This is a genomic window from Streptomyces sp. NPDC050546, assembly GCF_044457425.1.
Lineage (GTDB): Bacteria > Actinomycetota > Actinomycetes > Streptomycetales > Streptomycetaceae > Streptomyces.
The window spans coordinates 467,580-490,840 of the sequence record NZ_JBITGX010000007.1 but is presented as its reverse complement, the minus strand read 5'-3'; the positions used below and the strand labels follow the sequence as shown (position 1 = coordinate 490,840).

19 protein-coding genes and 2 rRNA genes are annotated in these 23,261 nt (G+C 72.3%); 16 read left to right on the top strand and 5 right to left on the bottom strand.

The genetic code is table 11. From position 1 onward, the window contains the following. Both ACIBK5_RS20505 and rrf read left to right on the top strand, forming a co-directional pair. Positions 1 to 74: ribosomal RNA gene (locus ACIBK5_RS20505) — 23S ribosomal RNA — on the top strand; the annotation flags it as partial. A 105-nt stretch (positions 75 to 179) separates the two neighbouring features. Continuing rightward, positions 180 to 296: ribosomal RNA gene (gene rrf, locus ACIBK5_RS20500) — 5S ribosomal RNA — on the top strand. 30 nt (positions 297 to 326) lie between these two features. Here rrf and ACIBK5_RS20495 read toward each other — a convergent pair. Further along, positions 327 to 1,331 carry a hypothetical protein gene (locus ACIBK5_RS20495; protein ID WP_399021297.1) on the bottom strand — a complete coding sequence of 335 codons (1,005 nt, stop codon included), beginning with the start codon at positions 1,329 to 1,331 and terminating at the stop codon, positions 327 to 329. 228 nt (positions 1,332 to 1,559) lie between these two features. Here ACIBK5_RS20495 and ACIBK5_RS20490 point away from each other — a divergent pair, with 228 nt between their 5' ends. Next, positions 1,560 to 2,306, top strand: a complete 747-nt coding sequence (locus tag ACIBK5_RS20490) for a hypothetical protein (RefSeq protein WP_399021296.1) — start codon at positions 1,560 to 1,562, stop codon at positions 2,304 to 2,306. A gap of 54 nt (positions 2,307 to 2,360) precedes the next feature. Here the strand turns inward: ACIBK5_RS20490 and ACIBK5_RS20485 are convergent, their stop codons facing one another. Further along, positions 2,361 to 3,653, bottom strand: coding sequence for a DUF1015 family protein (locus ACIBK5_RS20485; protein WP_399021275.1), 1,293 nt, complete (start codon positions 3,651 to 3,653; stop codon positions 2,361 to 2,363). Between the two features lie 72 nt (positions 3,654 to 3,725). Between ACIBK5_RS20485 and ACIBK5_RS20480 the strand changes: the two genes are divergently transcribed. From ACIBK5_RS20480 to ACIBK5_RS20465, 4 genes are all read left to right on the top strand, one after another. After that, positions 3,726 to 4,757, top strand: a complete 1,032-nt coding sequence (locus tag ACIBK5_RS20480; RefSeq protein ID WP_399021274.1) for an HAD hydrolase-like protein — start codon at positions 3,726 to 3,728, stop codon at positions 4,755 to 4,757. Between the two features lie 110 nt (positions 4,758 to 4,867). Further along, a complete protein-coding gene (locus ACIBK5_RS20475) occupies positions 4,868 to 5,911 on the top strand; it encodes a FecCD family ABC transporter permease (RefSeq protein ID WP_399021273.1) in 1,044 nt (347 codons plus the stop codon). Continuing rightward, entirely contained in the window at positions 5,908 to 6,948 is a 1,041-nt protein-coding gene (locus tag ACIBK5_RS20470) for a FecCD family ABC transporter permease (protein ID WP_399021272.1), read from the top strand. The genes ACIBK5_RS20475 and ACIBK5_RS20470 overlap by 4 nt, the downstream gene beginning before the upstream one ends. Continuing rightward, entirely contained in the window at positions 6,945 to 7,808 is an 864-nt protein-coding gene (locus ACIBK5_RS20465) for an ABC transporter ATP-binding protein (RefSeq protein ID WP_399021271.1), read from the top strand. Before ACIBK5_RS20470 ends, ACIBK5_RS20465 begins: the two co-directional genes overlap by 4 nt. Here the strand turns inward: ACIBK5_RS20465 and ACIBK5_RS20460 are convergent. Next, a complete protein-coding gene (locus ACIBK5_RS20460) occupies positions 7,792 to 8,139 on the bottom strand; it encodes a sterol-binding protein (protein ID WP_399021270.1) in 348 nt (115 codons plus the stop codon). The two genes, ACIBK5_RS20465 and ACIBK5_RS20460, sit on opposite strands and share 17 nt — an antisense overlap. Before the next feature lie 42 nt (positions 8,140 to 8,181). On the opposite strand from ACIBK5_RS20460, the gene ACIBK5_RS20455 reads away from it, so the two are divergent. The 5 genes from ACIBK5_RS20455 (at position 8,182) to ACIBK5_RS20435 (ending at position 13,499) form a co-directional block, all read left to right on the top strand. Then, a complete protein-coding gene (locus tag ACIBK5_RS20455; RefSeq protein ID WP_399021269.1) occupies positions 8,182 to 8,475 on the top strand; it encodes a hypothetical protein in 294 nt (97 codons plus the stop codon). A 7-nt stretch (positions 8,476 to 8,482) separates the two neighbouring features. Next, complete coding sequence (locus ACIBK5_RS20450; RefSeq protein WP_399021268.1) at positions 8,483 to 9,298, top strand: TlyA family RNA methyltransferase; 816 nt, start codon at positions 8,483 to 8,485, stop codon at positions 9,296 to 9,298. After that, positions 9,295 to 10,200, top strand: a complete 906-nt coding sequence (locus ACIBK5_RS20445) for an NAD kinase (protein ID WP_189731107.1) — start codon at positions 9,295 to 9,297, stop codon at positions 10,198 to 10,200. Before ACIBK5_RS20450 ends, ACIBK5_RS20445 begins: the two co-directional genes overlap by 4 nt. 173 nt (positions 10,201 to 10,373) lie before the next feature. Then, positions 10,374 to 12,092, top strand: coding sequence for a DNA repair protein RecN (recN, locus tag ACIBK5_RS20440; RefSeq protein WP_399021295.1), 1,719 nt, complete (start codon positions 10,374 to 10,376; stop codon positions 12,090 to 12,092). Positions 12,093 to 12,353: 261 nt separating this feature from the next. Continuing rightward, positions 12,354 to 13,499: a glycosyltransferase family 4 protein gene (locus tag ACIBK5_RS20435; protein ID WP_399021266.1), complete on the top strand. Its 1,146-nt coding sequence runs from the start codon at positions 12,354 to 12,356 to the stop codon at positions 13,497 to 13,499. A gap of 12 nt (positions 13,500 to 13,511) precedes the next feature. Here the strand turns inward: ACIBK5_RS20435 and ACIBK5_RS20430 are convergent, their stop codons facing one another. Beyond that, on the bottom strand, positions 13,512 to 15,167 hold the full coding sequence (locus ACIBK5_RS20430; RefSeq protein ID WP_399021265.1) for a PucR family transcriptional regulator: 1,656 nt from the start codon (positions 15,165 to 15,167) through the stop codon (positions 13,512 to 13,514). Between the two features lie 103 nt (positions 15,168 to 15,270). Between ACIBK5_RS20430 and ACIBK5_RS20425 the strand changes: the two genes are divergently transcribed. Continuing rightward, positions 15,271 to 16,227 carry an LLM class F420-dependent oxidoreductase gene (locus ACIBK5_RS20425; RefSeq protein ID WP_399021263.1) on the top strand — a complete coding sequence of 319 codons (957 nt, stop codon included), beginning with the start codon at positions 15,271 to 15,273 and terminating at the stop codon, positions 16,225 to 16,227. A 54-nt stretch (positions 16,228 to 16,281) separates the two neighbouring features. On the opposite strand, the gene ACIBK5_RS20420 is transcribed toward ACIBK5_RS20425, so the two are convergent. Continuing rightward, positions 16,282 to 18,084, bottom strand: coding sequence for a glycoside hydrolase family 15 protein (locus tag ACIBK5_RS20420; RefSeq protein ID WP_399021262.1), 1,803 nt, complete (start codon positions 18,082 to 18,084; stop codon positions 16,282 to 16,284). A gap of 474 nt (positions 18,085 to 18,558) precedes the next feature. Between ACIBK5_RS20420 and ACIBK5_RS20415 the strand changes: the two genes are divergently transcribed. The 3 genes from ACIBK5_RS20415 to ACIBK5_RS20405 all read left to right on the top strand — a co-directional run bounded on the left by ACIBK5_RS20415 (position 18,559) and on the right by ACIBK5_RS20405 (position 23,237). Then, a complete protein-coding gene (locus ACIBK5_RS20415) occupies positions 18,559 to 20,205 on the top strand; it encodes a CTP synthase (protein ID WP_399021261.1) in 1,647 nt (548 codons plus the stop codon). A 96-nt stretch (positions 20,206 to 20,301) separates the two neighbouring features. After that, positions 20,302 to 20,928: an NUDIX domain-containing protein gene (locus ACIBK5_RS20410; RefSeq protein WP_399021259.1), complete on the top strand. Its 627-nt coding sequence runs from the start codon at positions 20,302 to 20,304 to the stop codon at positions 20,926 to 20,928. Positions 20,929 to 21,197: 269 nt separating this feature from the next. Next, entirely contained in the window at positions 21,198 to 23,237 is a 2,040-nt protein-coding gene (locus tag ACIBK5_RS20405) for a tetratricopeptide repeat protein (RefSeq protein ID WP_399021258.1), read from the top strand. Positions 23,238 to 23,261 lie beyond the last annotated feature (24 nt).

Here is a 23,261-nt window from a genome sequence, read left to right as displayed (position 1 = left end):
GGTTGATAGGCCGGATATGGAAGCACGGTAACGTGTGGAGTTGACCGGTACTAATAGGCCGAGGGCTTGTCCTCAGTTGCTCGCGTCCACTGTGTCAGTTCTGAGACAACGAACAGTTGTCGGCTTTGAGTAGAACGAACAATTAAAGAGTGTGCTTGTTCGCTCGAAACCATTAGGGTTTCGGTGGTAATAGCGTAGGGGAAACGCCCGGTTACATTTCGAACCCGGAAGCTAAGCCTTACAGCGCCGATGGTACTGCAGGGGGGACCCTGTGGGAGAGTAGGACGCCGCCGAACAATCTTTGGAAGGACCCCTGGTCCCAGCGTTCAGCTGGGACCAGGGGTCCTTTTTATTTTGCGGTGCGCGCCGGGTAGCCGGCTGCGCGAGAATGACTTGCGGTACCGAAGACAGGAGTCACCATGTCCACCAACTCTCCCGACGACCGACCGGAGCGCGACCAGCGGCGACGGGAGGGGGACCGGAGCGACCGCGGCGGTCAGCGCGGGGACCGTGGAGACCGCGGAGGCTTCCGCCGCGACAACGACCGTGGTGGCTACGGGCGTCGTGACGGCGGCCGAAGCGACCGAGGCGATCGTTCGGACCGTGGTGAGCGTGGTGGCTTCCGGCGTGACGACCGGCGTGACGACAGCCGCGGTCGTGACGACAACCGTGGTGGTGGGTTCGGCCGGCGCGACGACCGTGACCGGGGACCGCGCAGGGACGACCGTGACCGCGGCGGGTTCCGGCGGGACGACCGCGGTGACCGCCCCTCCTTCCGGCGCGACGACCGTGGAGAGCGGCGCGACGACCGGGACCGTGGTGGCTTCCGGCGTGACGACCGGCGTGACGACAGCCGCGGTCGTGACGACAACCGTGGCGGTGGCTACGGCCGGCGCGACGACCGCCGAGGCGATGTCCGTCGCGGAGACGACCGTGGACCGCGCGGTGACCGCCCCTCCTTCCGTCGGGACGACAGGCGTGACGACCGTCGCGATGGTGACCGCGGAGGGTTCCAGCGGCGCGACGACCGTGGCGAGCGTCGTGACAGCCGGGACCGTAATTTCCGCGGTGACGACCGGGACCGCGGCTTCCGCGGTGACGATCGCGACCGCGGTTTCCGGCGTGACGACCGCGGCGGCTTCCGCCGGGATGACAGGCGCGATGACCGTCGGGACGACAGGCGTGACGAGCGTCGTGACGAGCGCCGTGGGGACGACCGCGGGGAGCGTGGCGGTTTCCGTCGGGACGACGCCGGTCGAGGAGGGCGTGGTGGCTTCCGTCGCGACGACGCTCCTCGTGGCGAGCGTGGCGAGTTCCGGCGCGACGACCACCGCGGCGACCGTGGTGATCGCAGCGACCGTGGTGGCTTCCGTGGGCGCGACGACCGTGCCGGGCGCGACGACCGTGGCGGACGTGGGCCGCGGCGGGACGATCGCGATCGCGGTTTCCGGCGCGAGGGCGGTGACCGTGACCGTGGCGGTTTCCGTGGCCGCGACGACCGGCGTGGTGCCGGCCGGTTCCGTGAGGAGCGGGAGCGGGACCGGGAGCCGATCAAGCGGCTGCCGATCCCCGAGGACGTCACGGGCGAGGAGATCGACAAGGACGTACGGCAGGAACTGCAGAGCCTGCCGAAGACGCTCGCGGACGATGTCGCCAGGAACCTGGTGATGGTCGCGCGGCTCCTCGACGAGGACCCCGAGGGCGCGTACGGCTACTCGAGGGTCGCGCTGCGGCTGGCGTCGCGTGTCGCCGCCGTGCGGGAGGCCGCCGGGTTCGCCGCGTACGCCAACCAGAAGTACGGCGAGGCGCTGGCCGAGTTCCGGGCCGCCAAGCGGATGACCGGGAACATCGATCTGTGGCCCGTGATGGCCGACTGCGAGCGTGGGCTCGGGCGGCCGGAGAAGGCGCTGGACATGGCCGGCGCCCCCGAGGTGCACAAGCTCGACAAGGCCGGCCAGGTCGAGATGCGGCTCGTCGCCGCCGGTGCGCGGCGTGACATGGAGCAGCTGGACGCGGCCATCGTGACGCTGCAGAGCCCCGAGCTGGCCGCCAACTCCGTGCAGCCGTGGACCGCGCGGCTGCGGTACGCGTACGCCGACGCGCTGCTCGCCGCCGGGCGGGAGAGCGAGGCGCGGGAGTGGTTCGCGAAGGCTGTGGAGGCCGACCGGGACGGCAGCACGGACGCGTCGGACCGGCTCGCCGAGCTGGACGGGGTGGAGTTCGTCGACGCCATCACCGATGACGAGAGCGACACCGACGATGTGAGCGACGGCGGGGACTCCTCCGAGGAGGAGAAGAAGGACTGACGTCCGGTGGAAGGGGGCGGATCCCGGTGGGGATCCGCCCCCTTCTTTTTTGCTTCAGAGGTCCAGGGTGCGCAGCACCAGGCCCGAGGCCGGCTTCGGGCCGAACGATGTCGACTTGCGCGGCATCGTCACGCCCTGCCGGGCCAGGTCCCGGACGACCTCCTCGCGGACCGGGTGCATCAGGACGGCCGTACCGCCGTCGCGTTCCGCCTTGGCGACCGTGGCGGCCGTGTCGTGGATATAGGCGATGTGGGCGGGGGAGTCCTCGGGGATGTGCCAGACGTGCTCGAGGAGCGTGGCGTGCAGGACCGTCGCGTCGAGGGTGCGCCAGGCCGTGGGGCGGTCGGCGGGGATCGTACGGGCCAGGAGATCCGGGTCCGGGTGGTCGACGAGATGGTAGGAACCGTCGCCGGCCAGCAGGAACGCGTTGCCCTCGCAGGCCGCGTCCGCCAGCGCCTCCAGGGCCTCGGGCAGGGGGGCCGTCAGGCGGCGTACCCGGAACAGGCCGTGCAGGGCCGCCACGGCCCGGTCGACCGGCAGGTCGTGGAGGAGACGGTGGATGGCGCGGACCCGGAGGGGGTAGCGGGCCGTGTCGACCAGGAGGACCAGGCCGTGGTCCCACGGGCTGGGGGAGGGGTGCTCCGTGCGGAGCCGGCGGTAGGTCGCCCAGCGGTGGTGGCCGTCGGCGATGAGTGCCTGGTGACGGGCCAGGTCGGTCTGGATCGCGGCCAGGTCGGCGGGGGCGGTCAGGGACCACAGGCGGTGGCTGAAACCGTCCTCCGTGGTGGTGGAGAGGAGCGGAGGCCGGTCGGCGGTGCGCTCGATGAGGTCCGCCGTGGTCGTCGTCGGGCCGTCGCCGCGGTAGGTCAGCAGGAGGGGTTCGAGGTTCGCGGAGGTGGCCCGCATCAGGGCCGCGCGGTCCGCGACGATGTGCGGCATGACGTCCTCGTGCGGCAGCACCACCTGCTCGGCGGGGTCCGACACACGCAGGGCGCCGATGATGCCGCGTTGCAGCATGCCGTCGCCGTCCCGCTGCTCGTAGACGTAGAGGCCGGGTTCCGGATCGGTGGCCAGGACGCCCTCGGAGAGCCAGCGGTGCAGGGTCTCGGCGGCCTGTTCGTTGCGGGCACTGGGCGTGGCGGCCTGGGGCAGGATCAGACGGACGATGTTGTGCGGGTCGGAGGACTCGAGGTGGTGCAGGCCGTCGGGGCGCACCACGACGTCGTACGGCGGAGATGTCACGGCGGCAAGGCTGCCGACCCGGTCGGGGTCGTAACGAAGGCCTCGGAACGGGGTGAGTTCCAGGCCTCGGTGCGCCGTTGCCTCCGAGTGACCTGCTGTGTTCATCCCGGCATCGTACGGGTGTCAGTGCCATGAGGGATGATCGGGGGAAAGCCGTCGAACGAGGAGCGATGCGGGATGAGCCGGAGCGTCAGGACGAGGCCCGAGGGCAGTGGGCAGGCCCTGAGCGAGGCGTACGACACGGCGCTGCTCGATCTGGACGGGGTCGTGTACGCGGGCGGGAGCGCGATCGCGTACGCCGTCGAGTCGCTGGCCGAGGCGCGGGCAGGGGGGATGCGGCTCGCGTACGTCACGAACAACGCGCTGCGCACTCCGGACACCGTGGCCGCGCATCTGACCGAGCTGGGGATACCGACGGGCGCGGACGACGTCATCACCTCGGCGCAGGCGGTCGCGCGGCTGATCAGTGAGCAGGTGCCGCGGGGCGCCCGGGTGCTGGTGATCGGCGGGGAAGGGCTGCGGGTGGCGCTGCGCGAGCGCGGGCTGGTGCCCGTCGAGTCGGCGGACGACGATCCGGCGGCGGTGGTGCAGGGGTTCGGCGGGCCCGAGCTGCCCTGGGGCCGGTTCGCGGAGGCCAGTTACGCGGTCGCGCGCGGCATGCCGTGGTTCGCGTCCAACACCGACCTGACGATTCCGAGCGGGCGCGGGATCGCCCCGGGTAACGGCGCGGCAGTGGAGGTCGTCCGGATCGCCACGGGCGCCGAGCCGCAGGTCGCGGGGAAGCCGCTGCCGCCGATGCACCGGGAGACCATCCTGCGGACCGGGGCGAAGCGGCCGCTGGTGGTGGGGGACCGGCTGGACACGGACATCGAGGGCGCGTTCAACGGGGACGTCGACTCGCTGCTCGTCCTGACCGGGGTCACCGACGGCGCCCGGCTGCTGGCCGCGCCGCCGCACCACCGGCCGACATATGTGGACGCCGATCTGCGGGGGATGCTCAGCGGCCAGCCGGACGTCGACGCAGTGGGCGACGGCGGATTCCGGTGCGGAGGCTGGACGGTGACGGCCGGTGCGGAGGTGCTGGAGCTCGACGGGGACGGCGAGGCCCTGGACGGGCTGCGCGCGCTGTGTGCTGCGGCGTGGACGGCCGCCGGAGAGGGCGCGTGCGAGCTGGACGGGGGGAAGGCGCTGGCAAAGCTGGGCCTCTGAGCACCGGTTGGGATCCGCGGTGCGCGGGCACCCTTCGGCTGTGCGTGCGAAGGACCGCGGCCGGGATCCGGAATCGTGATCGAAAGGCAAGGTAGGTTAGCCTAACCTGCGTGTTGGTCGACAGTCCCCCCGAACAGCGCGCGGAGACCGCCCCCGCGCCCCCGACTCGACGGGTGGTACGAGCCTTTGGGCTGGTCCTGGCCGTCGCGATCCTGGTGCTCGTCGCGCTGGCGAGTATCGCGATCGGAGCGAAAGAGCTGTCCCTCGGGCAGGTCTGGCACGGTCTGTTCGAGGACTCGGGGACGTACGGCGATGTCGTCGTCGCTGAGCGGATGTCACGGACCGTGCTGGGACTGCTCGCCGGTGCCGCCCTCGGTCTGGCCGGCGCCGTCCTCCAGGCGCTCACGCGCAACCCGCTCGCCGATCCCGGGCTGCTCGGCATCAACGCAGGCGCGTCCGCCGCGGTCGTCACGGCGATCACGTTCCTCGGGATCACCTCGCTCAGCGGCTACGTCTGGTTCGCGTTCTTCGGCGCGGCCGCTGTCGGTGCGCTGGTCTGGTTCCTCGGCGGCAGCCGGGGCGCGACGCCGGTGCGGCTCGCGCTCGCCGGTACGGCCCTCAGCGCCGCGCTCTACGGCTACCTCCAAGCCGTGATGATCATGGACGACGCGGCGCTCGGCAAGATGCGGTTCTGGACGGTGGGTTCGCTCTCCGCGGCGACCGACTCGACCATCGAACAGGTGCTGCCGTTCCTGCTGGCCGGTACGGCCCTGGCCCTGGCCCTGGCCCGGCCGCTCAACGCCATGGCCATGGGCGACGACACCGCCAAGGCGCTCGGCGCCAACCTGAACCGGACCCGGGCGCTGTCCATGCTGGCCGCGACCGTGCTCTGCGGAGCCGCGACCGCAGCCTGCGGGCCGATCGTGTTCGTCGGGCTGATGGTGCCCCACGTCGTGCGCTCGTTCACCGGGCCCGACCTGCGCTGGATCCTGCCGTACGCGGCGATCCTGTCGCCCGTGCTGCTGCTCGGGGCCGATGTCCTCGGCCGGATCGTGGCCCGGCCGGCGGAGCTCCAGGTGGGCATCGTGACCGCGATCCTCGGCGGACCGGTGTTCATCTATCTCGTACGACGGCGGAGGACGGCGCAGCTGTGAAGACCACCAACCGTGCTGTGAGGTCCCCCGGCGGGCTCTCGATACGCCTGGACGTGCGGGCCTTCGTCGTCGTGCTGCTGCTGCTGGCCACGGCGCTCACGGCGAGTGTCGTGCTCATCGGCACCGGCGACTTCCCGATCCCGGCCGCCGATGTGCTGCGGACCCTGTTCGGGCAGGGCAACGAGGGCCAGGAGTTCATCGTCAACGAGCTGCGGCTGCCGCGGGTCCTGGTCGGACTGCTGGTCGGCGCCTCCCTCGGGCTCGGCGGCGCGCTGTTCCAGTCCATCTCCCGCAATCCGCTGGGCAGTCCGGACGTACTCGGCCTCGGACAGGGGGCGACGGCCGGCGCGCTCACGATGATCGTGCTGTTCTCCGGGGACGCGAACCAGGTGGCCCTGGGCGCACTCGTGGGCGGTCTGGTGACCGGGCTCGCGATCTATGTGCTCGCCTGGAAGCGGGGCGTGCACGGCTACCGGCTGGTGCTGGTCGGCATCGGCGTCTCCGCGATCGTCACCGGGGTCAACGGCTATCTGCTCACCAAGTCCGACATCGTGGACGCGGCCCGCGCGGTCGTGTGGATGACCGGCTCGCTCGACGGCCGTGACTGGGACCAGGTGTGGCCGCTGCTCGGGCTGTGCGCCGTGCTCGTGCCGCTCGCCCTCTGCAACGCGCGCGGGCTGCGGATGATGGAGATGGGCGACGACGTGTCGTACGCCCTCGGGGTCCGGGTGGAGCGGGTGCGTCTGCTGCTGATGGTGGCGGCCGTGCTGCTCACCGCGTCCGCGACCGCCGCCGCCGGTCCCGTCAGCTTCGTCGCGCTCACCGCGCCGCAGCTGGCCCGGCGCCTGACCCGTTCGCCCGGCCCGAACCTGCTGCCCTCCCTGTGCATGGGCGCGGCCCTGCTGGTCACCGCCGACTGGCTCTCGCAGCGGGCGTTCGGCGCCGAGCAGCTGCCCGTGGGCGTGGTCACCGGCGTGCTGGGCGGTGTCTACCTGCTGTGGCTGCTGGTCACCGAACGCCGGGCGGGCCGGATATGAGCAAGAACCAAAGGAGCACTGTGAACCGTCTGTCCGCCGAGAACGTCACCCTCGCCTACGACCAGCGGGTGATCGCCGAGCAGCTGTCGGTGGAGATACCCGACAACTCCTTCACCGTGATCGTCGGCCCCAACGCCTGCGGCAAGTCGACGCTCCTGCGGGCACTGTCGCGGATGCTCAAGCCGAGCGAGGGCCGGGTGCTGCTCGACGGCCAGGTCATCCAGTCGATGCCCGCGAAGAAGGTCGCGCGGACCCTCGGCCTGCTGCCCCAGTCGTCCATCGCGCCCGACGGCATCACCGTCGGCGACCTGGTGGGCCGTGGCCGCTATCCGCACCAGGGCATCCTGCGCCAGTGGTCGGCCGACGACGAGCGCGTCGTCCAGGAGTCCATGCGGCAGACCGGTGTCGCCGAGCTGGCCGAGCGTTACGTCGACGAACTCTCCGGCGGCCAGCGCCAGCGGGTGTGGATCGCCATGGCGCTCGCCCAGCAGACCCCGCTGCTGCTGCTCGACGAGCCGACGACGTACCTGGACATCCAGCACCAGATCGACGTACTGGACCTGTGCGCGGAGCTGCACGAGGAGCAGGGGCGCACGCTCGTCGCCGTGCTGCACGACCTGAACCACGCCGCCCGCTACGCCACGCACCTCATCGCCCTGCGCGAGGGGAGCGTCATCGCCGAGGGCGCGCCGAAGGACATCGTCACGGCCGAGCTGGTCGAGGAGGTCTTCGGGCTGCGCTGCCAGGTCATCGACGACCCGGAGACGGGCACGCCGCTGGTGGTGCCGGCGGCGCGGCGGGCACGGGCCGGAACCGGGGCGGGGAAGGGGGCCGAGAAGGTGGCTACAGAAGCTTCCTGAGCTGGAGCAGGTCCCGCACACCCGCATGTAGCTTGACCCGGCCCGAGCCCCAGGCCTTGGCGAAGCTCAGCTCGCCGTCGACCAGCGCCACCAGATCGTCGCCGGCCATGGCGAGCCTGATCTCGGCCTTGGCGGGCGGCGGTCCCTGCACGGTGTCGTGCACGTGGATCCGCCCGCCGCGCATGCGGCCGACGAAGGTGACGTCCAGGTCCGTGATGTGGCAGCTCACCGAGCGGTCCAGGGCCGCGGCGTCGCGGACGTCCCCTTCGGCGCGCTGCATGTTGTCCGAGAGCTTGTCGAGTGCGCTGCGGCACTCCTCGATCGTGGCCATCGCCGACGACGGTACCGCAGTGGTTCGCGGTAGCGTCGGGGCATGGACGACGCAGTTCCCGAGACCCCGGCGGTGGCGGAGGACGAGCCCGTTCCCGATCCCGGGTACGACCCCGCCGCTCCCGCGCCCCTGCACGTGCCCCGCACCCGCACGGGCGTCGGCGACGTGGACGCCTGCCTCGACCGGCTCGGCGACGCGGACCACCTCGCCACGGACGGCCACATCGAGGTGTACGAGGATGTACACCGGGGGCTGCGCGACGCGCTCACCGCGCTCGACGCCCGCCCGGGACCTCCGGCGCCCCCGCCGCAGCACCAGCACGGACCTAGGAGCTGAACCGAACGTGGCAGGAGTCGCACGCCGCCGTCTCGACGCGGAGCTGGTCCGCCGGAAGCTCGCGCGCTCGCGTGAGCACGCCGGCCAGCTGATCGCCGCCGGGCGCGTCTCCGTCGGCAAGACCGTCGCGACCAAGTCCGCCACACAGGTGGAGACGGCGGCCGCGATCGTGGTGGCCCAGGACGACGGCGACCCCGACTACGTGTCCCGGGGCGGCCACAAGCTCGCCGGCGCGCTGGCGGCGTTCGTGCCGCAGGGGCTGGCCGTCGAGGGGCGCAGGGCGCTCGACGCGGGCGCGTCCACCGGCGGTTTCACCGACGTTCTGCTGAGGTCGGGCGCCTCCCACGTCGTCGCCGTGGACGTCGGATACGGACAACTCGCATGGGCCCTCCAGAACGATGAACGCGTCACCGTCAAGGACCGTACGAACGTACGCGAGTTGACGCTTGAAGTGATCGATGGGGAGCCTGTGGATCTTGTCGTGGGGGATCTGTCCTTCATCCCGCTCGGGCTGGTCCTGCCCGCCCTGGTGCGGTGCGTGAAACCGGACGCCGATCTGGTGATGATGGTCAAGCCGCAGTTCGAGGTGGGCAAGGAGCGCCTCGGCAGCGGGGGAGTCGTGCGCAGCGTCCAGCTGCGGGCCGAGGCGGTGCGGGGGGTGGCCGAGAAGGCCGGGGGACTGGGGCTCGGGGTGAAGGGCGTGACGGCCAGTCCGCTGCCCGGGCCGTCGGGGAATGTCGAATACTTTCTGTGGCTTCGGGCCGGGGCACCGGAACTGGACCCGGCCGATGTCGACCGTGCAGTGGCGGAGGGGCCGCGTTGACCGAGAACCGAGCTCGTACTGTTTTCCTGCTCGCCCACACGGGGCGGCCCGCCGCCGTGCGCAGCGCCGAGCTCGTGGTGAAGGGGCTGCTGCGCTCCGGTCTCGGCGTGCGCGTCCTGGCGGCCGAGGCGCGTGACCTGCCCCTGCCGGACGAGGTGGAGCTGGTCAAGGAAGCCACTCCGCAGTGCCTCGACGGGTGTGAGCTGCTCATAGTGCTGGGCGGCGACGGCACGCTGCTGCGCGGTGCCGAGTTCGCGCGGGCCTCGGGTGTGCCGATGCTCGGCGTCAACCTCGGACGGGTCGGGTTCCTCGCGGAGGCCGAGCGCGACGACCTCGACAAGGTCGTCGACCGGGTGGTGACCAAGGCGTACGAGGTCGAGGAGCGGATGACCGTCGACGTCGTGGTGCACCGCAACGGCGACATCGTGCACACGGACTGGGCGCTGAACGAGGCGGCCGTGCAGAAGGTGTCCGCCGAGCGGATGCTGGAGATCGTCCTCGAGATCGACGGGCGGCCCGTCACGGGGTTCGGCTGTGACGGGATCGTGTGCGCGACTCCGACCGGGTCGACCGCCTACGCCTTCTCTGCCGGAGGGCCGGTGGTGTGGCCGGAGGTCGAGGCGCTGCTGATGGTGCCGATCAGTGCGCACGCGCTGTTCGCGAAGCCGTTGGTGACATCGCCGGATTCTGTGTTGGCTGTGGAGGTTCTGCCACACATTCCGCCGGGGGTGCTGTGGTGTGACGGGCGTCGGACCGTGGAGTTGCCCGCGGGGGCCAGGGTGGAGGTTCGGCGGGGGGCTGTGCCGGTTCGGCTGGCTCGGCTGCATCATGCGTCCTTCACGGACCGGCTGGTGGCCAAGTTCGCGCTGCCTGTTTCCGGGTGGCGGGGGGCTCCTCACTAGCGGTTTGTGGGGGGTGGCACCGGCTTCGTCGGCGGGTGCGGGTTCGTTGTGGCTGGTAGCGCAGTTCCCCGCGCCCCCAAAGAACAGGGCGTTGCCACTCTCGTGGGTGACAGGGGCGGGCCAGTCGCAATCCCTGGCTCGGACCTCGTAAGGTCGTGTCCGTGTTGGAGGAGATGCGGATACGGTCGCTCGGCGTGATCGACGACGCTGTGGTCGAGCTGTCGCCCGGGTTCACCGCTGTCACCGGTGAGACGGGTGCGGGCAAGACCATGGTGGTCACCAGCCTGGGATTGCTGCTGGGCGGGCGCGCCGACCCGGCGCTGGTGCGGATCGGGGCCGGGAAGGCCGTCGTGGAGGGGCGGATCACCGTCCCGGACGACGCCACGGCCGCCGTGCGCGCCGAGGAGGCCGGGGCCGAGCTCGACGACGGTGCCCTGCTGATCAGCCGTACCGTTTCCGCCGAGGGGCGCTCGCGGGCGCACCTGGGCGGGCGCAGCGTGCCTGTGGGGGTGCTCGCCGAGCTCGCCGACGAGCTGGTGGCCGTGCACGGGCAGACCGACCAGCAGGGGCTGCTCAAACTGTCCCGGCAGCGGCAGGCGCTCGACCGGTACGCGGGCGATTCTGTCGCTGTGCCGCTGGCCAAGTACAGCGAGGCGTACAAGCGGCTGCGGGCCGCCTCCGCCGAGCTCGACGAGATCACCACGCGCGCGCGGGAACGGGCCCAGGAGGCCGACCTGCTGCGCTACGGGCTCGACGAGGTCGCAGCCGTCGAGCCCCGGGCCGGTGAGGACGTGGAACTGGCCGCGGAGGCCGAGCGGCTGGGGCATGCCGAGGCGCTGGCATCCGCCGCGGCTGCCGCCCACGCGGCGCTGGCGGGCAATCCGGAGGACCCCGAGGGTGTCGACGCCGGGACGCTCGTCGCGGGCGGCCAGCGGGCCCTGGACGCCGTACGGTCGTACGACCCGGCGCTGGCCGCGCTCGCCGACCGCGTCGGGGAGATCGGGATCCTGCTGCGCGACGCGGCGGGGGACCTGGCCGGCTACGCCGACGATCTGGACGCCGATCCGCTGCGGCTGGCGGCCGTCGAGGAGCGGCGGGCCGCGCTCACCGGGCTGACCCGGAAGTACGGCGAGGACATCGCCACCGTGCTCGCCTGGGCCGAGACGAGTGCCGCCCGGTTGAGCGAACTCGACGGCGACGACGAGCGGATCGGGGAGCTGACCGCGGAGCGGGACGCGCTGCGGTCCGAACTGGGCGGGCTCGCACAGGCGTTGACGGACGCGCGGACGGAGGCCGCCGAGCGGTTCGCCGCCGCCGTGACCGCCGAGCTGGCCTCGCTCGCCATGCCGCACGCGCGCGTGTCCTTCGACATCCGGCAGACCGAGGACCCGGAGGGCGTCGAGGTCGGCGGCCGTGCGGTCGCGTACGGGCCCGCGGGTGCCGACGAGGTCGAGCTGCTGCTGGCCCCGCACCCGGGCGCGCCGCCGCGGCCGATCGCCAAGGGGGCGTCCGGTGGTGAGCTGTCGCGCGTGATGCTGGCCGTGGAGGTCGTGTTCGCGGGCACGGACCCCGTGCCGACGTATCTCTTCGACGAGGTCGACGCCGGTGTCGGCGGCAAGGCGGCGGTCGAGATCGGCCGGCGGCTCGCACGCCTGGCGAGGACCGCGCAGGTCGTGGTCGTGACCCATCTGCCGCAGGTGGCGGCCTTCGCCGACCGGCAGTTGCTGGTCGAGAAGACCAACGACGGCTCGGTCACCCGTTCCGGCGTGAAGGTGCTGGAGGGCGAGGACCGGGTCCGGGAGCTGTCCCGCATGCTCGCGGGCCAGGAGGACTCCGAGACGGCCCGGGCACATGCGGAGGAGCTGCTGGCGACGGCCCGGGCGGACATATAGCGGGAGGGCGCACTGGCGTTCGGTCGCATGGTCGGGCACGCGTGCCCCATCTTCACTCGTGTGGGTGACCCGGCCCGGCGCGTTCCTCCCGATGCCGCGCCCCACTGTCGCGCCGAGGGGGTTCCGGCGTTCCCGGAACCCCCCTGTGTCCTGGCATCCTTGGCGGAGTACGCGTAGGAATCCGCGCGGCGCGTTCCCCGCGCCCGCTCGTTCTGTACGTTCGTCGTGACCGCCCGATCCGAACCAGGAGCCCGGCCCCACGTGACCCCCGTGAGCAGCCACTCACCGCCTGGCCAGTCGCCGCTGCGCACCGTGCAGGTGCTGGGTGGAGGCAACGCCGCCAGCAGTGCGCATGTGCGCTCGCTGACCGCGGGGCTCGTCGCGAGGGGCGTGAAAGTCACGGTGTGCGCCCCTTATGAGGCGAATCACGCCTATGACTTCAGCGGTGTCGGGGCCGATCACGTGCACGTGCCGCGCAGCAGTGACCCGGTGTCGGTGGCGGCCCTGCGGGCGGCCTGTGCCCATGCCGATCTGGTGCACGCGCACGGGCTGCACGCCTCGTTCCGTACCGTGCTGGCTCTCAGTGGGCGGCGCGTGGGCACTCCGCTGGTCGTGACCTGGCACGACCGGGCACACGCCGACGGAGCGCGTGCCCAACTGCTGCGGGTGCTGGAGCGGCGGGTCGTGAAGGCGGCCACGGTCGTGCTGGGGACGACGTCGGCGCTCGTGGACCGGGCGCGCCGGACGGGTGCCCGGGACGCACGGCTCGCGGCCGTCACGCTGCCCGGCCCCCGCAGGCCCGTGGAGCCCGACGACCCCGACGGACTGCGCCCCAAGGTGCGTGCCGAACTCGGCGCCATCGGGCGGCCGTTGCTGATGGCCGTCGGCTCGCTGGAGCGGCATCGCGGGTACGACGTGCTGCTGGACGCGGCGCGCGCCTGGCGCCGGCTCGACCCCGTCCCCCTGGTCGTGATCGCCGGAGAAGGGCCGCTGCGAGGCGAGCTCCAGGAGCGGATCGAGGGCGAGGGGCTGCCCGTCCGGCTCATCGGGCGGCGGGACGACATCACCGAACTGCTCGCCGCCGCCGACCTCGCCGTGCTGCCGAGCCGTCGGGAGGAGGCGCGCTCCGTCCTCGCCCAGGAGGCGCTCCACGCGCGCGTGCCGCTCGTCGCGACCGACGTCGGCGGCATTCCCGAACTCGTCGGCGACGCGGCCGAAGTCGTCCCGCACGGTGACGCGCAGGCGCTCGCCCGCTGCGTCGTACGTCTGCTCGGCGACCCGGAGCGCCGGGAGGCGCTGCGGGAGAAGGGCGTCCGGCAGGCGGCCACCTGGCCGAGCGAGGACGAGACGGTCGCCCAAGTGCTCAGCGTGTACGACGAGTTGACCCAGCCCCGGCCTCTCACCTGAGGTCACCCGAGGTCACCTGAGGTTCTGGGAGACGTGTCTGCGGGCCCGCAGCGCCAGGCTCAGGGCCAGTACCGTCTGCGGGTCGTCGAGGTCCGTGCCCAGCAACTCCCCGATCCGTGCCAGGCGGTTGTACAGGGTCTGCCGGTTGAGGTGGAGCTCCCGGGCGGTCTCCGCCTTGCGTCCCGCGTGGGCGAGGTACGTCGCCAGGGTGGGCAGCAGCGGCGGCCGGGAGCGGCGGTCGTGCTCCAGGAGCGGGCCGAGGGCCCGGTCGACGAAGGCGGCCAGGTCGGGGTGGTCGCGCAGCCGCCACAGCAGCAGGTCGATGTCCAGACGGCGGGCGTCGTACCAGGGCCGGTCCGGCAGGCCCTGGGCCGCGGTCGCCGTCTCCGCCGCGTGCCGCAGGCCCGACGCCGCCGCCGTCCAGCCGCCGGCCATCCCCACGACCACCACCGCCGGCTGCCCGCCCGGCCGCACCATCCCGGCCCGCTCCACACCGGCCCGCAGCGCCGCCGCGACCCGGTCAGCGACCGTCGGCCGCTCCGACTCCGAGCGCAGCCCGAGCAGCACCGGCACCCTGCCCTCCACCGGCCGCACCCCGAGCAGCACCGGCACGCCCACCGACGCCAGCTCCTCGGCGACCGCCCGGGCCAGCACGGCCCAGCCTCCCCCCGGGGACAGGGCGTCGCCGAGCCGCATGACCACCGGCAGCAGCGGCCCCTCGCCGGGCCTGAAGCCCAGCACACGTGCCTGCGCCGGGGCGTCCTCGGCCGTGACCCGGCCCTCGGCGAGGTCCGTGAGGAAGTCGCCGCGCCCGCGCGCCGCCAGCTCCTCCTCCTGCCGTGCCTGCATCAGCACCACGGCCAGGATGCCCGCGGCCCGCTCGGCCGCCATCCGGTGCACCTGCGCCAGGGACGTCCGCACCGGCAGCAGGACGAGACGCGCGCGGACGCCACCGCTGCCGGGACCGCCGCCCGGCACGTCCACCAGCACCGAGCCCGCGAGCGGCGGCTCGTCCTTGTGCTGGCCACGCAGCCCCTCCCACACCTGGAGCGGGTCCGCCCCCTCGGGACCGGCCCCGGCGGCGTACAGCAACTGTCCGTCCGCCGTCTCCAGGAAGACGGGATTGCCGCCGAAGTCCGCCAGAATGCCCAGCACTTGGGGCACACCGCCGCCGCCCAGCAGGGCCTCGGTACACCGCCGGTGCACCTCCTCGGCCCGCTGGAGCAGCGCGTAGTGCCCATTGACGATCTCGGTGTGGACCTCCTCCGTGACCGTGACGAACGGCACCTCGCGGTGCAGTTGGACCAGCGGCAGTCCGGCCGACCGGGCCGTGTCGACGAGGGCGGCGGGCAGTCGTGCGAAGCGCGGGCCGAGCTCCACCACCAGGGCCGCGATACCGCGCTCGGCCAGTGTGCGCACGAACGCCCGCTGTTCGGCCGGGCGGGTGCCGAGGCCGTAGCCCGTGGTCAGCAGCAGTTCGCCGCCCTTGAGCAGCGAGGCGATGTGCGGCACCTCACCGGCGTGCACCCAGCGCACCGACCGCCCGAGCCGGTCGGCGCCCGCCAGCACCTCGGGCAGCCCGCTGCGCAGCCCCGGAAGCTCCAGAGCCCGCTGCACGGTGATCCCGGCGCCCTGGGTGTCGTGACCGCTGTCCGTCCCGCTGTCCATGTGCCGGACGCTACCCGCGCGGGCGCCTCCCGGACATCTCCGGCGGGGCACGGGGTCGATCATGCCCGGATTACGGCCTGATCGCCCGGGTACGGGCGCTGTCATGGACATCAGCGTGGTGGCAGTGGGGCGGGAGGACGACAGTCCGGTCGAGGAGCCGTTGCGGGTCGCGATGCTCGCTGACCGGCTCGGGTACCGGGAGGTGTGGGCGGGCGAGGGGCCGACATGGGACTCGTTCGTCCTGGCGACGGCGATCGGCGCGGCCACCGAGCAGGCCGTGCTGACGGCCGGGCCCGTGCCGGTCTCGGTGCGTGACCCGCTCACCGTCGTCCGGGGCGCCGCGTCCGCCGCGGCCGTCACCGGCCGGCCTGTCGGTGTGGCGCTCGGCACGTCCAGCAAGCGGGTCGTCGAGGGCGTCCACGGCCGGCCGCGGACCCGGCCGGCGACTGCCCTCGAGGAGTCGGCGGCGGCCGTGCGCGGGCTGTGGGACAGCGTGCCGGGCGAGCCGATCGTGCCCGGCAGCGGCTTCCCGCGCCGGCTGCCGCCGCCCGGGGGCCAGGTCACCGTCGCCGCGTTCGGCGAGCGCGCGATCGGCACCGCCGTCGCGCACGCCGACCGGATGCTGCTCGACATCGTCTCGCCGGAACAGGTCCGCGTCCTGCGGGCGCGCATGCTCGCGGCGGCCGAACGGGCGGGCCGTACGCCGCCCCGGCTGGCCGCCTGGCTGCCCGCCGCCGTGGACCCGGAGCCGGAGTCGCTCACGCAGGTCCTGCGCAGCGTCGTCGGCTATCTCGCCGTACCGGGGTACAGCGACATGTTCGTCGAGGCGGGACTCGCCGAGGTCGTGGAACTGGCCGCCAAGGGCGCCGACCGGGACACCCTGCTGCGGGCCCTGCCGCCCGAGGCGGCGGGCACGGTCGCCCTCGTCGGCGGCCCTGGCACCGTCCGCGCGCGTATCGACGCCTACGCCGAGGCCGGCCTCGACGAGATAGCCCTGGTCCCGGCCACGGCGGGCGACCCGGCGGGGGAGCGCACACTCACGGCCCTCAGGCCGGAATGACGCGGCGCGCCGCCCGTCACACGAGTCGGCGCGCCCATCCGCTGTCCGGCCCGGTCAGCCGCCGTACGCGCCCGAGGCCGTCAGACGCAACGCCGTGTCGATCAGCGGCACATGGCTGAACGCCTGCGGGAAGTTGCCCACCTGACGCTGCAGGCGCGGGTCCCACTCCTCGGCCAGCAGACCGAGGTCGTTGCGCAGGGCCAGGAGCTTCTCGAACAGCTTGCGGGCCTCGTCCACGCGGCCGATCATCGCCAGGTCGTCGGCCATCCAGAACGAGCAGGCCAGGAACGCGCCCTCGTCGCCGGGCAGACCGTCGACGTTCTCGTCGCCGCTGGTGGTCGGGTAGCGCAGGATGAAGCCGTCCGGCGTGGACAGCTCCCGCTGGATCGCCTCGATGGTGCCGATGACGCGCTTGTCGTCCGGCGGCAGAAAGCCCATCTGCGGGATCAGCAGCAGCGAGGCGTCCAGCTCCTTCGAGCCGTACGACTGCGTGAAGGTGTTGCGCTCCTTGCCGTACCCCTTCTCGCACACGTCCCGGTGGATGTCGTCGCGCAGTTCCTTCCAGCGCTCCAGCGGGCCGTCGGCGTCGCCGGACTCGATCAGCTTGATCGTGCGGTCGACGGCGACCCAGGCCATCACCTTGGAGTGCACGAAGTGGCGGCGCGGGCCGCGCACCTCCCAGATGCCCTCGTCCGGCTCCTGCCAGTGGTCCTCCAGGTAGCGGATCAGCTTCAGCTGGAGCAGCGAGGCGTAGTCGTTGCGCGCGAGACCCGTCATATGGGCCAGGTGCAGCGCCTCGGTGACCTCGCCGTACACGTCCAGCTGGAGCTGGTGGGCCGCGCCGTTGCCGACCCGGACCGGGGCGGAGTTCTCGTAGCCCGGCAGCCAGTCCAGCTCCGCCTCGCCCAGCTCGCGCTCGCCCGCGATGCCGTACATGATCTGCAGGTTCTCCGGGTCGCCCGCGACCGCCCGCAGCAGCCACTCGCGCCAGGCGCGGGCCTCCTCGCGGTAGCCGGTGCGCAGCAGCGAGGACAGGGTGATCGCCGCGTCGCGCAGCCACGTGTAGCGGTAGTCCCAGTTGCGGACGCCGCCGATGTCCTCCGGCAGGGAGGTGGTGGGCGCGGCGACGATGCCGCCGGTCGGGGCGTACGTCAGGGCCTTCAGCGTGATCAGCGAGCGGATCACGGCCTCGCGGTAGGGGCCGTGGTACGTACAGTGGTCGACCCACTCACGCCAGAAGTCCTCCGTCGCCTCCAGCGACTGCTCCGGCTCGGGCAGCGGCGGCGGCTCCTTGTGTGAGGGCTGCCAGGAGATCGTGAACGCGATCCGGTCACCCGGGGCGACCGTGAAGTCCGCGTACGTCGTCAGAGACTTGCCGTAGGTCTCGGCGGATGTGTCGAACCACACGGAGTCGGGGCCCGCCACGGCGACCGTGCGCCCGTCGTGCTTGTGCACCCACGGCACGACCCGGCCGTAGGAGAACCGCATCCTCAGCGCCGAGCGCATCGGCACCCGGCCCGAGACGCCCTCCACGATCCGGATCAGCTGCGGGGCGCCGTCACGCGGCGGCATGAAATCAGTCACCCGGACCGTGCCCCGCTGGGTGTCCCACTCGGATTCCAGGACCAGTGAGTCACCGCGGTAGCTGCGCCGGGCGGCGGTGGGTGGCTGCTGGTCGGAGGCGTACGCGGGGCCGAGCCGCCAGAAGCCGTGCTCCTCGGTGCCCAGCAGGCCGGCGAAGATGGCGTGCGAGTCGAAGCGGGGCAGGCACAGCCAGTCGACTGTCCCGTCCCGGCAGACCAGGGCAGCGGTCTGCATGTCTCCGATGAGTGCGTAGTCTTCGATGCGCCCGGCCACGTGCAACTCCAGTCGAACGGCCACGTCACCCCACGAGGGGGCTGTCGCTAGTGCGGTCAAGGGGGGTTTTCAGCAGGTCCTGCAATGCGTCGTTGAGTCATGAAGCAAAACAGTTCACTCTGCTGCGACGCAAAGCGCCAATTGTTGCTCAACGAACTGACGAGCTCACGTTGTTCCGGTGCTTACGGGCGGGGGGTGGTGCCGTTGGGCCGGCGGGCTCGGCAGCGAGTGTCCGAGCAGGATACGACGCACGCAGATGATCTGTGTGCCGCTCCGGGCAAGGCAGGTACGCCGAACGAGTGAGCAACGGGTGAGAGACCGGTAACGATGATCGCCTCCGTGTCGGCGCGTGTGCGGAGCGTGGCCGGAAGCCATCGCCTCGCGGCGCTGATACGCTGGTAGCCCGTGGACCGGTGGGCGTCTGACCCCCGAACCGCACCTCCAGATCGCGACCACGGGAGCCCCCTCTTGGCCATGCCCAATTCCACGACGACCAAGCACATCTTCGTCACCGGGGGTGTCGCCTCCTCGCTCGGCAAGGGCTTGACGGCCTCCAGCCTCGGCATGCTGCTCAAGGCCCGCGGCCTGCGCGTCGTGATGCAGAAGCTCGACCCTTACCTGAACGTGGACCCGGGGACGATGAACCCCTTCCAGCACGGTGAGGTGTTCGTCACGAACGACGGCGCCGAGACCGACCTGGACATCGGCCACTACGAGCGCTTCCTCGACCGCGACCTGGACGGCTCCGCCAACGTCACCACCGGTCAGGTGTACAACACCGTGATCGCCAAGGAGCGGCGCGGCGAGTACCTCGGCGACACCGTGCAGGTCATCCCGCACATCACCAACGAGATCAAGCACCGCATCCGCCGCATGGCGACGGACGAGGTCGACGTCGTGATCACCGAGGTCGGCGGCACGGTCGGCGACATCGAGTCGCTGCCGTTCCTGGAGACCGTCCGCCAGGTCCGTCACGAGGTCGGCCGTGACAACGTCTTCGTCGTCCATATCTCGCTCCTGCCCTACATCGGCCCCTCGGGTGAGTTGAAGACGAAGCCCACCCAGCACTCGGTTGCGGCTCTGCGCAACATCGGTATCCAGCCGGACGCGATCGTGCTGCGCTGCGACCGCGAGGTGCCCACCGCGATCAAGCGGAAGATCTCGCTGATGTGCGACGTCGACGAGGCCGCCGTCGTCGCCTGCCCCGACGCCCGCTCGATCTACGACATCCCGAAGACCGTGCACGGCGAGGGCCTGGACGCCTACGTCGTCCGCAAGCTGGACCTGCCCTTCCGGGACGTCGACTGGACCACCTGGGACGACCTGCTCGACCGCGTCCACAAGCCCGACCACGAGATCACCCTCGCCCTGGTCGGCAAGTACATCGACCTGCCCGACGCCTATCTGTCGGTCACCGAGGCGCTGCGCGCCGGCGGCTTCGCCAACCGGGCCCGCGTGAAGATCAAGTGGGTCACCTCCGACGACTGCAAGACCGCGGCGGGCGCGGCCCAGCAGCTCGGCGACGTCGACGGCGTCTGCATCCCCGGCGGCTTCGGCGACCGCGGCGTGCTCGGCAAGGTCGGAGCGATCAAGTACGCCCGCGAGAACAAGATCCCGCTGCTCGGCCTCTGCCTCGGCCTGCAGTGCATCGTGATCGAGGCCGCGCGCAACCTGGTCGACATCCAGGACGCCAACTCCACCGAGTTCGACCCGGCCACCGGCCACCCCGTCATCTCCACCATGGCCGAGCAGCTCGACATCGTCGCCGGTGAGGGCGACATGGGCGGCACCATGCGGCTGGGCATGTACCCGGCCAAGCTGGCCGAGGGGTCGATCGTGCGCGAGGTGTACGACGGCAAGGAGTACGTCGAGGAGCGGCACCGTCACCGGTACGAGGTGAACAACGCCTACCGGGCCGAGCTGGAGAAGAAGGCGGGTATCCAGTTCTCCGGCACCTCCCCGGACGGCAAGCTCGTCGAGTACGTCGAGTACCCGCGCGACGTCCACCCGTACCTGGTCGCCACCCAGGCACACCCGGAGCTGCGCTCGCGCCCGACGCGTCCGCACCCGCTGTTCGCCGGGCTCGTCAAGGCCTCGGTCGAGCGGAAGACTTCGAAGTAACACACCAGTTGTACGGTGGCCGGGGTGCATCCCTTCAAAGGGTGTGCACCCCGGTTTCTTTTCAGCAGGTCGGGTCGGGTACGTGGAAGGACAGGCATGACGATCAAGGACACCCCGGAGGAGTGGGAGGTCCGGGCGACGGACACCCCCTTCGTCGGCAACAAGACCTCCGTCCGCACGGACGACGTGGTCATGCCCGACGGCACCGTGGTCGGCCGTGACTACCAGGTCCACCCCGGCTCCGTGGCCGTCCTCGCCCTCGACGAGGCCGACCGCGTCCTGGTCCTGCGCCAGTACCGCCACCCCGTGCGCCACAAGCTGTGGGAGATCCCGGCCGGGCTGCTCGACGTCCCCGGCGAGAATCCGCTGCACGCCGCGCAGCGGGAGCTGTACGAGGAGGCGCATGTCAAGGCCGAGGACTGGCGGGTGCTGACCGACGTCTACACGACCCCCGGCGGCTGCGACGAGGCCGTACGGATCTTCCTCGCCCGCGATCTGTCCGAGGCCGAGGGTGAGCGCTTCGCGGTCGAGGAGGAAGAGGCCGACATGGAACTCGACCGGGTCCCGGTCGAGGACCTCGTCCGGGGCGTTCTGGCCGGCGAACTCCACAACAACTGCCTCGTGGTGGGCGTCCTGTCCCTGGTCGCCGCGCGTGCGGGCAACGGCCTTGAGGCACTGCGCCCGGCCCAGGCGCCGTGGCCGGCGCGGCCGTTCGAGGCGTAGGCGCTCCGCTGGGGGTGGTGTCGGCGGGTGGGTGCCGCGGCGGTCGTCTGTCGGGTGCGGCGCCGTTGTGGCTGGTCGCGCAGTTCCCCGCGCCTCTATCGGGCGCGACCTCCTGCTGTCGGTCCTAAGATCTGCTGATCCGATCGGGGGAAGTGGCCGTCCCGCTCGCCGTGCTCCACCCGGAACGTTGCAGAGCGTGAACTAGGCTCTGAGGCACGCCCGAACCGGATTCCCGGCGGGCTTGCGTGCGTGGGACGGGAGTGTGGCCCGTGACGGATCAGGTCGTGGAGACAGGCGACGTACGGCTGACCGGACACGCAGCCGGAGAGAGTCAGTTCCTGGGCCGCACACGGGAGTTGAAGGAGCTGCGCGCCGACATCGAGCGCGCCGGCCTCGACACCCTCGCCGGCCGTAAACCCCCACGCGCGCGTGTGCTGCTCATCGCCGGCCGGCCCGGTTCGGGACGCACCGCGCTCGCCGAGGAACTCGCGCACCAGGTCGCGGACCGTTACCCGGACGGGGTATTGCGTACCCGCCTGACCGACCCGGACGGCACCCCCGTGCCCGTCGCACGCGCGGCCCGCGAGCTGCTCGCCGCCCTGGACCGGGAAGCCCCGGCCGGGGCCTGCGGCGACGACCTCACCGACTCTCTGCGCGGCGCCCTGGCCGACCGCCGCGCCCTGCTCCTGCTGGACGACGCGGCCGACGCCGAGCAGGTCGACGCCCTGCTGCCCGACACCCCGGACTGCCTGGTCGTCGCGGTCTCCGAGGGCCCGCTGACCGGCATCTCGGACGTCCGCCCCTGCACGCTGGGCGGCCTGGACGCCAAGTCCGGAGTGGAGCTGCTGTCCCGGCACACCGGCTCGGTCCGCATCACCGTCGACCCCCGGGCCGCCGAGGGACTGGCCGAGGAGTGCCAGGGGCAGCCCGCCGCGCTGATGCTGGCGGGCGGCTGGCTCGCCGCCCGCCCCAAGTCGGCCGTCCTGGACCTCGCCAAGCAACTGCGCACCGAGCCCGCCGAGGGAACCGCCCTGAGCAGGGTCTTCCGCCTCGCCTACGACGCCCTGCCGGCCACCGCCGCGAGGATGCTGCGCCTGCTCGCCCTCGCCCCGGCCGGACTGGTCGACCCGCAGACCGCCTCCGCGCTTGTCGGCTGCTCGGTCGACAGCGCCCGCACCACCCTGGACGACCTCGTCGCCCTCGGCTTCCTGCACGCGGTGGACTCGCCGCTGCCGCAGTACGAGGTCCCCGGCTGTCTGCACCCCATGCTCCGCGTCCTCGCCGGTCACCACGAGCGCCCCGCCGACCTCCAGGTGGCCCGTGCCCGGATGCTGGAGCGGACCGTGCGACTGCTCCAGGTCTGCCGTGCCATCACCGAGACCGACAGCCCCCAGGCACGCCAGAAACTCCTCGACATGCCGCGTGCCCTGCGCTTTCCCACCCCCCGGGCGGCCGCCGACTGGCTGCGGCTGACCCGGCCCGCCCTGTTGGCCTCGGCCCGGCTCGCGGTCGACGACGGGGAGCTGGACACCCTGGCCCGGCGGCTGATGTCCCAGCTGGTGCGGGCGATGGCGGCGCACGTCGGCACCCAGGCGGCCGCGCCCGACCTCTACGACATCCACAGCCTGGTCCTCGACGTGGCCGAGCGCCGCGAGCTGCCCCGCGAGCGGGCCGCCGCCCTGCTCAACCTCGGCGATCTCGACGCCCGGAGCGGCCGTACGGCAGACGCGCTGGTGCGCTACCGGGCCGCGCTGGACGCCGGACGCGAGGTCGACGACCCGTACGCGGCCGGACGCGCGATGGAATCCGTAGGCGGTGCGCATCTGGAGCTCGGCGACTTCGACCGGGCCGCCGACTGGTTCGGCCGGGCCCTGGTCGAGCGGCTCGCCCGGGGCGAGCGCGCCGACGCCGCCCGGCTGTACGGGCGGATCGCCGCCGCCCACACCTTCGCGGGTCGCTACGGCGAGGCCCTGCGGAACTGGCGCGCGGCGATCTCCGGGCACCGCAAGCTCGGCGACGTGGCCGCCCAGGCGCGGGCCCTGAGCGAACTGGCGCGGGTCCAGGAGTACGCGGGCCGGCCCGACGAGTCGCTGCGCACCTGCCGGGAGGCCGTGGAATGGGCGCGGCGGGCCGAGGACACCCGGTTGCAGGCCGCGCTGCATCTGCGGGTCGCCGACACCCTCGAACACCTGGGGGACCCCGCGTCGGCCGGGCTGCACCGGGGTGCCGCCGAGCGGCTCCTCGGAGACATAAACCAGGAAGACGAGCCTGACGCCTGCGAAATCCGTACCGCATCAGCTGAAGATTGATGCAATGAAAGGCTAGACAGCGGG

Excerpts from the sequence above, each read along its gene's own strand:
- ACIBK5_RS20485 (WP_399021275.1), bottom strand. The coding sequence starts at position 3,653 with ATGAACACAGCAGGTCACTCGGAGGCAACGGCGCACCGAGGCCTGGAA.
- ACIBK5_RS20480 (WP_399021274.1), top strand. The coding sequence starts at position 3,726 with ATGAGCCGGAGCGTCAGGACGAGGCCCGAGGGCAGTGGGCAGGCCCTG.
- ACIBK5_RS20465 (WP_399021271.1), top strand. The coding sequence starts at position 6,945 with ATGAGCAAGAACCAAAGGAGCACTGTGAACCGTCTGTCCGCCGAGAAC.
- ACIBK5_RS20460 (WP_399021270.1), bottom strand. The coding sequence starts at position 8,139 with ATGGCCACGATCGAGGAGTGCCGCAGCGCACTCGACAAGCTCTCGGAC.
- ACIBK5_RS20455 (WP_399021269.1), top strand. The coding sequence starts at position 8,182 with ATGGACGACGCAGTTCCCGAGACCCCGGCGGTGGCGGAGGACGAGCCC.
- recN (WP_399021295.1), top strand. The coding sequence starts at position 10,374 with ATGCGGATACGGTCGCTCGGCGTGATCGACGACGCTGTGGTCGAGCTG.
- ACIBK5_RS20430 (WP_399021265.1), bottom strand. The coding sequence starts at position 15,167 with ATGGACAGCGGGACGGACAGCGGTCACGACACCCAGGGCGCCGGGATC.
- ACIBK5_RS20425 (WP_399021263.1), top strand. The coding sequence starts at position 15,271 with ATGGACATCAGCGTGGTGGCAGTGGGGCGGGAGGACGACAGTCCGGTC.
- ACIBK5_RS20415 (WP_399021261.1), top strand. The coding sequence starts at position 18,559 with ATGCCCAATTCCACGACGACCAAGCACATCTTCGTCACCGGGGGTGTC.
- ACIBK5_RS20410 (WP_399021259.1), top strand. The coding sequence starts at position 20,302 with ATGACGATCAAGGACACCCCGGAGGAGTGGGAGGTCCGGGCGACGGAC.